Here is an 11,622-nt window from a genome sequence, read left to right as displayed (position 1 = left end):
CCACCGCGTCGCCTGTCGACACCTCCCGTCACCCGTCTCGGAAACAGGTGCGCCGACCCGCCTCCGCATCGGCTTCCGGACGGCTAGGCTCAATGTCTGTACGTCGTACGGGCGACCTGGGGAGGTAGCGGCGTGACGGAGGCACGGCCGGAACCGGCCGCCTCGTCCTCCCTGTGGGAGCGCGAGGCGGAGATCGCCGACGTCGTGGAGGCCGTCAGGGCCCTGCGCGCGGACGCCTCGTCCTCCGGCAGCCTGCTGGTGTTCAGCGGTGAGGCCGGCATCGGCAAGACCGCGCTGCTCGCCGAGGCACGCCGGATCGCGGAGGCCCACGGCTGCACGGTGTGGTCGGCCCGCGGCGGCGAGACCGTCACCTCCGTTCCCTTCAACGTCATACGGCAACTCCTCCAGCCCGCCATCGTCTCGCTGATGCCCGAAGAGGCCCGCGAATACCTGGGCGACTGGTACGACATCGCCGGACCCGCGCTCGGCATCGCCGAGCCCGGTGAGCGCCAGGCCGACCCGCAGGGCGTGTGCGACGGACTGGTCGCGGCGGTGCGGCGGCTGGCCAAGCGCGAGTGGCCCCTCGTCCTGATCGTCGACGACGCGCACTGGGCCGACCAGGAGACCCTGCAGTGGCTGGTCGCGTTCGCCGAGCGCCTCGACGACCTGCCCGTCCTCGTCGTGGTCGCCCGCCGGCCGGGTGACGTCAGCGGTGAGCGGGCCCGCCAGCTGGAGGCCGTCGCCGCCGCGGCCCGCCCGGTCCTCACGCTCAGCGCGCTGACTCCCGACGCCACCGCCGGGCTGACCCGCGCCACGCTCGGCGAGCACGCGGACGCCCCGTTCTGCCGCGAGGTGTGGGCAGTCACCGGCGGCAACCCGTACGAGACCGTCGAACTGCTCGCCAAGGTGCAGGACAGTGAGCTGGAACCGGTCGAGGCTTCGGCCGCCGAACTGCGCGCCCTGAACCGCTCGGCACGCGGCCGCGGACTCGTCGCCCGCCTCGAAGGGCTCGGCATCGACGCCACCCGCTTCGCCTGGGCGGCCGCGATCCTCGGCACCGGGATCTCCCTCGACCTCGCCGCCCAGCTCGCCGGGATGCAGCGCGACGAGGCCGTGCGCTGCGCCGAACTGCTCGGCGCGGCCCGTATCCTCGCCGCGACCGAACCCGCCGGCCGCGAACTGACCGGCGGCGACCTGGAGTTCGTGCACCCCCTCATCGCCAGCGCCGTCTACCGCTCGATCCCCGACGCGCTGCGCACCGCGATGCACGGCCAGGCCGCCTGGGCGGTCACCGAATCGGGCCGCGGCGCCGCTGCCGCCTCCCGCCACCTCCTCGAAGTACACCCGGACGACGACCCCGAACTCGTCGAGCAGATGCGCGAGGCCGCCCGCGAACACCTCGCCGTCGGCGCGCCCGACGCGGCCAGGCGCTGCCTGGAGCGCGCCTTGGCGGAACCCCCGCTTCCGGAGGTCCACGCGCGTGTGCTCTACGAACTGGGCTGCGCCACCCTCCTGACCGCTCCCGCCACCACGATCCGCCATCTGCGCACCGCGCTCGACCAGTCCGGCCTCGACGGCGATCTGCGGGTGGACGCCGTCTTCCGTCTCTCCCAGGCCCTGGTCCACAACGACCAGCTGGACGAGGCCGTCCGCACGGTCGACACGGAGGCCGCCCGGCTCGACCCGGGCGCCGCCCGGATGCGGCTTCAGGCCGTCCACTACATGTGGGAGGGCATCCACGCGGGCGAGGACCACGTTCCGGGACGCTCCCGAAGCCTCGCCGAACTCGTCAAGACCTGCACCGGACGCGACAACTCCGAGCGCGCCCTGCTGATACTGCGCGGCTTCGACGCGATGACCCGTGGCGAGAGCGCGGAGGAGGTCGTGGAACTCTGCGACCGCGCCCTCGTCAACGGCCGCCTCGCGCCCGGACTCGGCTGGACCGACACCGAGTGGGGCATCGAACTCCTCATGATGCTGGGCAGTTCGTACGCCTACGCGGACCGGCTCGACCGGGCCGAGAGCCTCTTCTCCGAGGCGCTGCGCTCCTACACGAGCGCCGGATGGAGCGGCGGCCACCTCGCCCTGGCGCACGCCTTCCTCGGTCTCGCCTACCGCAGGCGGGGCCGCCTCAGGGACGCCGAGACCACCCTGCGTGAGTCGCTGCGCATCGCCGAGCGGGTCGGGCGAGGGCTGCCCCTGTACTGGTCCGCCACCTGCGGCCTCGTCGACACGCTGCTTGTCCGCGGCGACGTCCAGGAGGCCTGGGCGATCGCCGAGCAGTACGGCTTCGCACCGCCGTACCCGTCCACCATCGTGCTGCCCGACACCCGGTCGGTACGCGGCCGGCTGCTGCTCGCCGTCGGCCGCGTCAAGGACGGCATCAACGAACTCGAGGCCGCCGAGAAGGCCGCCGCCGCGCGCGGCCACCACAACACGGTGATGGCGCCCTGGGCGCTCGACCTCGCCCGCGCGCTCGCCTCGGACGACCCGGCCCGCGCCGGCGCACTGGTCACCGACGCCCGCCGCCAGGCCGAGCGCTTCGGCACGGACACCGCGATCGGCGAGGCGCTGCGCTGTGCGGCGGCCCTCGAATCGGGCCAGCGCGCGGTACGCCTGGCCGCCCAGGCCGTCACCTACCTGGAGGCCTCGCCCTGCCAGTACGAACACGCGGCGGCCCGCGTCGAGTACGGCATCGTGGCGCGCTCGGTCTCGGAGCTGGGCAAGGGCCTGACGCTGGCGCGCTCGTGCGGGGCGGACGGGCTGGTGGCGAGGGCGGAGGAGGTCCTGGCGACGGGGAGAGGGCTGAGGTAGCCGCCAGGCCGTGCGCGAGGACGAGGTGGCCGCAGCGGACAGGCAGGCTCAGCCTGCGGCGCCGTCGCCGCCCTCCTCCTCGGCGAGCACCCGCTGAGCCGTCGCGAACGCCGAGTTCGCCGCCGGGACACCGCAGTACACGGCCGTCTGCAGCAGTACGGCGCCGATCTCCTCCGGGGTCAGGCCGTTGCGGCGCGCCGCCCGGACGTGCATGGCCAGCTCGTCGTAGTGACCGTGTGCGACCAGCGCGGTCAGGGTGATCATGCTGCGTTCGCGGCGCGAGAGCGTCGGATCGGTCCAGATCTCGCCCCAGGCGTAGCGCGAGATGAAGTCCTGGAAGCGGGCGGTGAAGGGGGTCTGCCGGGCCTGCGCCCGGTCCACATGGGCGTCGCCCAGCACCTCACGCCGCACCTCCATGCCCCGCTGGGCGCCCCCGTCGAAGTGGGCCCGCAGCGCCGTGAGGACCGCCGCCGGACACTGCGCGGGCGCGAGGTGCGAGGCTCCGGGGAGCTCGACGAGCGTGGCGCTCGCCACCGCGTCCGCGATCTCCCGCAGATGGGCGGGCGGCGTCGCCGGGTCCTGGCGGCCCGCGATCAGCAGGGTGGGCGCGGAGATCTCGGGGAGCCGGTCGCGCAGGTCGAAGGCGGCGAGCGCGTCACAGCAGGCGGCGTACGCCTCCGGGTCCGCGTCGCGGTGGTCCTCGATCAACCGCGGCACGGTGAAACCGGGTGTGAACCACCGGGAGTTCGCGTTCTCGGCGAGCGCGGCCAGCCCCTCCCGGCGTACCAGCTCCGCACGCTCCTCCCACGGCTTGGAGCCGTTGAAGTGCGCCGAGGAGCAGATGACGGCGAGGGACGACACACGCTCCGGGTGGTGGACGGCCAGGTGCAGACCGACCGCGCCGCCGAGCGAGACGCCCGCGTAGGCGAAGCGGTCGACGCCGAGCGAGTCGGCGAGGTCGAGGACCAGGGCGGCGAGGTCTTCGACGGTGGCTCCCGGCCCGATCAGGTCCGGCGCCGACCCCCCGTGTCCCGGCAGATCCCAGCGAACCACCCGGTGGGTGGCGGACAGCTCGGGCGCGACCTCGTCCCACAGGGCGTAGGACGTGCCGAGCGAGGGCCCGAGGAGCAAGGGGGGAGCGGTCTCGGGGCCCTCGGCGAGGTGGTTGAGCAGTTTGCGGGTCACGTTCGCTCCAGAGCACGGTCGGTGAGGGCTCCCGCGGAGCCCGTGTAGCGGGTGGGGTCGGTGAGTTCCACGAGGTCGAGCTCCTTGAGCTCCGCCTCCTCGCCGAGTACGTCCACGAGGGGTCGCCGCTCGGCGACGGCCCGTTCGGCGGCCCGGGTCAGGAGCTCCTTGGCGCGGGCCCGCCCGAGCACCGGGGCGAGTTCGACGGCCAGGCGTTCGGAGACGATCAACCCATGGATGAGACCGAGGTGTTCGCGCATGGCATCCGCGTTCACCCGGAGCCCTTCGACCAGCTCGACGGCGTTGTGGGCGGCGCCTCCGACCAGCCTCAACAGCTCGCGCAACGGCTCCCACTCGGCATGCCACGCACCGGCCGGCCGCTCGTCCTCGGCGACCATCGACCCGTAGAGCGTGGCAGCGAGCCCCGGCGCGCGCCGCGCGGCGGCGGCGATCACGGTGGCCGCCACCGGGTTGGCCTTGTGCGGCATCGCGGACGACCCGCCACCGCTCCCCTCCGAGACCTCGGCGATCTCGGTGCGGGAGAGGGTGTGCACATCGGCCGCCATCTTGCCGAGGGCCCCGGCCGTGAAGGCCAGACCGCCGGCCAGGTCGGCGATCGGAGTCCGCAGGGTGTGCCAGGGCAACGCCGGTTCCGCGAGGCCGAGTTCACCGGCGTACGCCGCCACGAGCGCGCCCGGATCCACGGCGCCGAACGCCGCGAATGCGGCCAATGTCCCTGCGGCCCCGCCCAGTTGGACCGGGAGCCGGAGAACCGCGAGCCGGTCCCGCGCGTCCAGCACGAGCGACCGCCACCCCGCCGCCTTCAGCCCGAAGGTCGTCGGCACGGCGTGCTGAGTGAGGGTCCGCCCCGGCATCACCGTGTCCCGGTGCTCGGCGGCGAGTCGGCCCAGGGCCCGCGCCGTCCGCTCCAGCTCCGCCAGGACCAGGTCCAGCGTGCGACGGGCGACCAGCATCAGCGCCGTGTCCAGGATGTCCTGGCTGGTCGCGCCCCGGTGGACGTAGGGCCCGTACTCCGTGCCGACCGCCGCCGTCAGATCCGCGACCAGCGGAATCACCGGATTGCCGCCGCCTCGGGCGCGCAGCGCGATCGACCTGACATCGAGGTCCGCCGCGGCCACGGCGGACACCGCCGACGCCGCCGCGTCCGGAGCGAGCCCGAGCCCCGTCTGAGCGCGGGTCAGCGCCGCCTCCGCGTCGAGGAGCGCCCCCAGAAACGCGCCGTCCGTGGTCACGGACGCCGCGGGGGAGCCTGCCCACCCGGGGGCGAGCAGCCCGGCGTCGGCGTCGGCATCGGACTCGGAACGGACCGGGCCGGCAGCTGTCACTGGAACTCCAGGAAGACCGTTTCGCCTTCGCCCTGAAGGCGGATGTCGAAACGGTATGTCCGGTTCGCGCCCTTGGCCGCGATCAGCGTGGCGCGCCGGTCGGCCGGGAGCGAGTCGAGCAGCGGGTCGGCGCCGTCGGTGAGGTACGCGCGGGTGAAGAGGTGGTGCACCAGACCGCGCGCGAACACACACACGCTGATGTACGGAAGTCCGGCATTGCCCGGCGGCAGGGTGTGCAGCGCGTACTGACCGTCGGCATCCGTGGCGACCCGGCCGAAGCCCGTGAAGTCGACGCCACTCCGGCCGAGGAAGCCGCCCGTCGACGGGTCGCGGCGCATCGAGCCGGGGGCACCCTTGAGGGAGCCGTCGGGCGCCGCCTGCCAGAAGTCCAGGAGGGCGTCCGGGATCACCTTGCCCGCGCCGTCGAGCACGTACCCGTGCAGGGTGATCGCCTCAGGGTGGCCCTGCGGCGCGACCTGACCGCCGCCGGGAAAGGGCAGCGCGTGGCCGTAGAAGGGGCCGATGGTGTGGGACGGGGTGGGGAGCAACCGCTCGGTCATGGTCAACGACCTTCCTCGATCCAGGTGGCGGAGGGACCGTCGAGGACGATGTCCCACTCGTAGCCCATGGAGAACTCGGGCTGGGAGAGATCGTGCCGGTAGGCGGCGATGAGACGGTCGCGCGCCGCCTGGTCCGTCACGGACTGCAGGATCGGGTCGTAGCGGAACAGCGGGTCGCTCGGGAAGTACATCTGGGTGATCAGCCGCTGGGTGAACGCCGTACCGAAGACCGAGAAGTGGATGTGCGCGGGCCGCCACGCGTTCGTGTGGTTGCCCCACGGGTAGGGGCCCGGCTTGATCGTGGTGAACCTGTACCGGCCCTGATCATCCGTCAGAGTGCGCCCGACACCGGTGAAGTTGGGGTCCAGCGGCGCCGGGTGCTGCTCGCGCAGATGGGCGTAACGACCGGCGGCGTTGGCCTGCCAGACCTCGATGAGCTGACCGCGCACGGGACGCCCGTCGCGGTCGAGCAGCCGGCCCGAGACGGTCATGCGCTCGCCGATCGGCTCGCCCCGGTGCTGGATGGTCAGGTCGCTGTCGTGCTCGGTGATGTCGGTGACGCCGAACACCGGACCCGACAGCTCGACCGTCTCCGGGTCGCCGCCGTCGACGGCGACCAGCGGCTGCTCGGGGTGGCGCAGCAGGGAGCTGCGGTACGGGGGGTAGTCGCGCGACGGGTGGTTGCGAACCGGCGCTCCGCCGGCGACCGCCTTGTCGTACGCGTCCTGGAGATCCTTGATCTCGACGTCGATGTCCGACTGGGTGAGGGCCATGGTCGACTTCCTATCGTTCGAGGACGAGGGCGAGGCCCTGGCCGACGCCGATGCAGAGGGTGGCGACGCCGGTTCCGGTGCCCTTGCGGGCGAGTTGGTGGGCGACGGTGCCGGCGAGGCGGGCGCCGGATGCGCCCAGGGGGTGGCCGAGGGCGATCGCGCCGCCCTGGGGGTTGAGGACCTGGGGGTCGAACTCGGGCCATTCGGCGAGGCAGCCGAGGACCTGGGCGGCGAAGGCCTCGTTCAGTTCGAGGACGGACAGGTCCGCGAAGGTCTTGCCGGCTTTGGCCAGGGCACGGGTGACGGCTTCGACGGGGGCGAGTCCGAAGTACTGGGGGTCGGTCGCGGAGACGCCGGTGGCTCGGATGCGGGCGAGGGGCTCACGGCCGGTGGCTTCGAGGCCTTCCTCGTCGGTCAGGAGGAGGGCGGCGGCGCCGTCGTTGAGGGGGGAGGCGTTGCCCGCGGTGACGGTGCCGTCGGTGGTGCGGAAGGACGGCTTGAGCCTGGCCATGGCGGTGGGGGAGGCGTCGGGGCGGACGGATTCGTCGGCGGCGAAGACGACCGGGTCGCCCTTGCGCTGGGGGACCGGCACGGGGGTGATCTCGCGGTCGAACAGGCCCTCCTGCTGGGCCTTCGCCGCCTTGCGGTGGCTGCCCAGGGCGTATTCGTCCTGCTGCTCGCGGCCGATCTTGTGTTTGTCGGCGATGAGTTCGGCGGACTCACCGAGGGGGACGGTCCACTGGGGGTCCATGTTCGGGTTGACCATGCGCCAGCCAAGAGTGGTCGAGTACAGCTCGGCGTGCCCGGCGGGGAAGGGCCGGTCACTCTTGGGCAGGACGTACGGCGCGCGGGTCATCGACTCCACACCACCGGCCACGGCGATGTGGGCGTCCCCGACCGCGATGGCGCGGGCCGCCTGGATGACTGCCTCCAGGCCGGAGGCACACAGCCGGTTGACCGTCACGCCCGGCACCGAGGTGGGCAGGCCCGCGAGCAGGGCGGCCATGCGGGCGACGTTGCGGTTCTCCTCGCCGGCGCCGTTGGCGTTGCCGAAGTACACGTCCTCGATGCGAGACGGGTCCAAGTCCGGCGTACGGGCCAGGAGTTCACGGATGGCGTGGGCGGCCAGGTCGTCCGGGCGCACGCTCGCGAGGGCGCCGTTGTAGCGGCCGATGGGGGTCCGTACGGCGTCGACGATGTACACGGTGTTCACTGCAGGTCCTCCGCGACGGTCAGCTTGGCGGCGGTCTTGGCCACGATCTCTCCGGCCGTGACGCCGGGCGCGGTCTCGATGAGCACCAGCCCCTCGTCGGTGACGTCGAGGACGCCGAGGTCGGTGATGATCCGGTTGACGCACGCCTTGCCGGTGAGCGGCAGCGCGCACTCATCGAGGATCTTCGCGGTGCCGTCCTTGGCGGTGTGGGTCATGACGACGATGACGGTGCGGGCACCGTGGACCAGGTCCATCGCGCCGCCGATCCCGGTGATCATCTTCCCCGGGACGGCCCAGTTCGCCAGGTCGCCGCCCGCGGACACCTGCATCGCGCCGAGCACGGCCACGTCGATGTGCCCGCCCCGGATCATCGAGAACGACAGCGCCGAGTCGAAGAAGGAGGCGCCCGGCAGGACCGTCACGGTCTCCTTGCCGGCGTTGATGAGGTCCGGGTCGACCTGGTCCTCGGTGGGGTAGGGGCCGGTGCCGAGGATCCCGTTCTCCGACTCGAGGATCACCTCGACGCCGGCCAGGAGGTGGTTGGGGATCAGCGTCGGCAGTCCGATGCCGAGATTGACGTACTGGCCGTCCTGGAGTTCGCGTGCCGCACGGGCCGCCATCTCCTCGCGTGTCCACGCCATCAGCCGCTCACCGTCCTCTTCTCGATCATCTTCGCGGCGGCCTGCTCCGGAGTCAGCGCGACAACCCGCTGCACGAAGACCCCCGGCAGATGCACCGCGTCCGGGTCGATCCCGCCGGGCTCGACCAGCTCCTCCACCTCGGCGATCGTCACCCTGCCCGCCATCGCCGCGAGGGGGTTGAAGTTCCGGGTCGACTTGCTGAACACCAGGTTGCCGTGCCGGTCGCCCTTGGCCGCCCGGACCAGCGCGAAGTCGGTACGGATACCGCGCTCCAGCACGTACTCGGTGCCGTCGAACTCGCGCACCTCCTTCGGCGGCGACGCCAGCGCCACCCCGCCGGAGCCGTCGTAGCGCCAGGGCAGGCCGCCGTCCGCGACCTGGGTGCCCACCCCGGCCGGGGTGTAGAAGGCGGGGATCCCCGCACCGCCCGCCCGCAACCGCTCCGCGAGCGTGCCCTGCGGGATCATCTCCACCTCCAGCTCACCCGCCAGATACTGCCGCGCGAACTCCTTGTTCGCCCCGATGTAGGAGCCGGTCACCCGCGCGATCCGCCCGGCGGACAGCAGCACCGCGAGCCCGGACTCCATCGCCCCGCAGTTGTTGGAGACCACGCCCAGAGAGCTGACCCCGCGCTCGTACAGCGCCTCGATCAGCACGTTCGGCACACCGCTCAGCCCGAAACCGCCGACCGCGAGGGTCGCGCCGTCCGGCACATCGGCCACCGCCTCCAGGGCTGTGGCGACCACCTTGTCCATCCGTGAAGCCCCATCTCTTCCAAGCGTCCAGACCCTCAATTGCTCAGGGCACTGATTATTTCTGCGAGGTTTCACTCACGCTGCCATCAGCGGCCCGAGCCGTCAAGACCTCCAGGAGATCGGCGGGTGGACGGCCATGAACGCGCTGGCACGCATCCGGGCGATGGGCGGTATCGTTCAGTGCACCAACGAAATGACGGACTCATCCAGGGGGAGCGCACATGGCCGCGGTGGACCTCACCACCCACCCCGGGCACCTCGCCCGGCGACTCCAGCAGGCCCACTATCTGCTGTGGAACACGATGGTCTCCGAGGAGATCACCTCGCCGCAGTTCGCAGTCCTGAACGCGCTGGTCGCGGAGCCGGGACTGGATCAGCGCACGGTGGGGGAGCGGGTGGGCCTGGACCGGTCGACCATCGCCGAGGTGATCAGCCGGCTCAGTCGCCGGGGCCTGCTCGACAAGGTGCGCGATCCGCAGGACGGCCGGCGCTTCCTGCTGCGCCTCACCGACGAGGGGACGCGTACGCACCGCAAGCTGACCGTGCGTACGGCGCGTATGAACCAGGTCTTCCTGGCCCCGCTCTCCGCCGAGGAGCAGACCGTCTTCTTCGACCTCATCCAGCGTGTCTCGGACGCCGCGGAGGGGCTGCGCAACCCGACGGAACCCCTCACTGCGCAACGCTAGGCGTTCCCTCACCAGGAGGTGCCAGGCGAAAACATCTGACGGATCACGGTCAGGAGCGCTAGGCTCCCCGCGATGATGACTCACTCTGTCGGCAGAATGGGGGTCCCATCCGCGCAAGGTGAGTGCTGATGCTCACTCGGACCGCGAATGGGGATTCCCGCCTTTCCTTCTGGCTGCCCGTGCGAGAGTTCGCCGTGCCGCCCGCCATGATCGAGACTGCGACCGCCCGCCGCCGTGCCGGGGACTGGGCGGGGGCGTGCGCCGCCGCAGGCATCGATGTCGATCTCAACCTGCGTTCCGTGGCGCGTACTTACGGCCACGACCTCGCCGCTCGGGTCCGGGCCGATCTCCGCCATCTGGCTCCCGACCTGCTGCGCTGGCACATGCCGAGGATCGCTCCGCACGGGTTGCTGCGTCCGGGGCTGACCATCGCCCTGGCTCGGTACGACGCCCACGGCCGTGACGGCGTAGGTCCGGTGCACCTCGTGGTCCGCACTCCACCGGCCTGGGCGGACGGCGGCCAGCGGATCAGCCTCGCTCTGTGGGCTGCACCGCACGATGGACCCCGCGATGGACCCCGCGACGGATCTCACGGCCGATCCCACTTCGAGGCCGGTGTCCGCCGGCATCCGCACCCTCGTCCCAGCCGCCGGTTCCGTCTCGATCTGCACCGCCATCTGTGGGACGCGCGCAGGACCGATGAGCTGCGGGTGCGGTCCGGGGCCGACCGGCTGCCCGCCGACGGCCACCCCGAGAACCCGGATCCGCTGGGGTTCGTGCCGCAGGGGCGCGGGTGTGCCGTGGATCGGTGGGCGGCCGAGGCGGGGATTCTGCTTCACACCGAGGGGCGGACGGCCGGTACCGTCACCGTGCGGCTCGGGGCCCGGGACCGGCTGGTCCTGGACGTGGTCGCGGACAGGGACGGCGTCGGGCCGCCGGGTATGCGGATCGCGGCGGCACCCAGGGACGGCAGTGTCTCCACGCTGCCCGTCCTGCCCGACGCGGCCACCTGGCTGCTGCCCGATCTGGAACTGATCCGCACCGGTTCGATCGAGGTCGATCGGCTGCATCCGCTGGTCGCCTCGGCACTGGTGCCGAATCATTCGCCGACGGCTTCCTCGCGGGCGCTGGGGCATGTCCCGGCCGAGCCCTCCCGGGCATCGGACCGGGCCGGTCAGCCGCGCCTGGTGGACTGCCGGGGAGCCCAGCACCGTATCGGCCTGGTCGACGGGGTGCTGGCGCCGCTGGACCACGACCCGGCCGAGATCCGCCGGGAGGAACTGCTGGTCGCTCTGACCGGGACGCCGCTTCCCTGCCTGCGGGCCATCGACGAGGCGCACCGTCGTCCGGACTGCCTCACCGGGGTCCGCGAACGCCTGATCCATGGCGACACCGCCGGTGCGCTGGACGTCGTCGAGGGCCTGCTGGGTCCGGACGCGGTGCTGCGCAGCGGCCCTCTACTGGACGAGCTCGAGGCGGCCGCGCTACGGCGGATCACGTACGGCCTGTTCAGGGCGGGCATGACCGGCCCCGGTCCCGGATCCGGCCGCCTGCTCCCCGGCCCCGACCGCCCCCGTGGGCACCGAGCGCACCCGCGCCACACGACCTCTCGCTGACCCGGGGCCCTCCGCCCCCCCTGCGCCGACCCG

At 72.5% G+C, this 11,622-nt stretch carries 10 protein-coding genes; 3 read left to right on the top strand and 7 right to left on the bottom strand.

The window, feature by feature from the left end; translation table 11 throughout:
* Positions 1–132: 132 nt before the first annotated feature.
* Positions 133–2,814: an ATP-binding protein gene (locus SMIR_RS01300; RefSeq protein ID WP_212726326.1), complete on the top strand. Its 2,682-nt coding sequence runs from the start codon at positions 133–135 to the stop codon at positions 2,812–2,814.
* Between the two features lie 48 nt (positions 2,815–2,862).
* Here the strand turns inward: SMIR_RS01300 and pcaDC are convergent, their stop codons facing one another.
* From pcaDC to SMIR_RS01265, 7 genes are read right to left on the bottom strand one after another with little or no spacing between them, the layout of a single operon-like run.
* On the bottom strand, positions 2,863–3,999 hold the full coding sequence (gene pcaDC, locus SMIR_RS01295) for a bifunctional 3-oxoadipate enol-lactonase/4-carboxymuconolactone decarboxylase PcaDC (protein ID WP_212726325.1): 1,137 nt from the start codon (positions 3,997–3,999) through the stop codon (positions 2,863–2,865).
* Positions 3,996–5,345 carry a 3-carboxy-cis,cis-muconate cycloisomerase gene (gene pcaB / locus SMIR_RS01290; protein ID WP_212726324.1) on the bottom strand — a complete coding sequence of 450 codons (1,350 nt, stop codon included), beginning with the start codon at positions 5,343–5,345 and terminating at the stop codon, positions 3,996–3,998. The genes pcaDC and pcaB overlap by 4 nt, the downstream gene beginning before the upstream one ends.
* A complete protein-coding gene (gene pcaG, locus SMIR_RS01285; protein WP_212726323.1) occupies positions 5,342–5,905 on the bottom strand; it encodes a protocatechuate 3,4-dioxygenase subunit alpha in 564 nt (187 codons plus the stop codon). The genes pcaB and pcaG overlap by 4 nt, the downstream gene beginning before the upstream one ends.
* A gap of 2 nt (positions 5,906–5,907) precedes the next feature.
* A complete protein-coding gene (gene pcaH, locus SMIR_RS01280; protein WP_168498098.1) occupies positions 5,908–6,678 on the bottom strand; it encodes a protocatechuate 3,4-dioxygenase subunit beta in 771 nt (256 codons plus the stop codon).
* A 10-nt stretch (positions 6,679–6,688) separates the two neighbouring features.
* Positions 6,689–7,891, bottom strand: coding sequence for a thiolase family protein (locus tag SMIR_RS01275; protein WP_168498100.1), 1,203 nt, complete (start codon positions 7,889–7,891; stop codon positions 6,689–6,691).
* Positions 7,888–8,532, bottom strand: coding sequence for a CoA transferase subunit B (locus SMIR_RS01270; RefSeq protein ID WP_168498102.1), 645 nt, complete (start codon positions 8,530–8,532; stop codon positions 7,888–7,890). Before SMIR_RS01270 ends, SMIR_RS01275 begins: the two co-directional genes overlap by 4 nt.
* Positions 8,532–9,287 carry a CoA transferase subunit A gene (locus tag SMIR_RS01265; RefSeq protein ID WP_168498104.1) on the bottom strand — a complete coding sequence of 252 codons (756 nt, stop codon included), beginning with the start codon at positions 9,285–9,287 and terminating at the stop codon, positions 8,532–8,534. The genes SMIR_RS01270 and SMIR_RS01265 overlap by 1 nt, the downstream gene beginning before the upstream one ends.
* A gap of 221 nt (positions 9,288–9,508) precedes the next feature.
* Between SMIR_RS01265 and SMIR_RS01260 the strand changes: the two genes are divergently transcribed.
* Together SMIR_RS01260 and SMIR_RS01255 are read left to right on the top strand one after the other, a co-directional pair.
* Positions 9,509–9,973 (top strand): MarR family winged helix-turn-helix transcriptional regulator, encoded by a 465-nt coding sequence (locus SMIR_RS01260; protein WP_168498106.1) that lies wholly within the window; start codon positions 9,509–9,511, stop codon positions 9,971–9,973.
* Between the two features lie 128 nt (positions 9,974–10,101).
* Positions 10,102–11,589, top strand: a complete 1,488-nt coding sequence (locus SMIR_RS01255) for a hypothetical protein (protein ID WP_168498108.1) — start codon at positions 10,102–10,104, stop codon at positions 11,587–11,589.
* Positions 11,590–11,622 lie beyond the last annotated feature (33 nt).

Origin of the sequence: Streptomyces mirabilis, assembly GCF_018310535.1 — a bacterium.
Classification (GTDB): domain Bacteria; phylum Actinomycetota; class Actinomycetes; order Streptomycetales; family Streptomycetaceae; genus Streptomyces.
The sequence above is the reverse complement of the archived record's forward strand: the minus strand, read 5'-3'. Positions and strand labels throughout refer to the sequence as shown.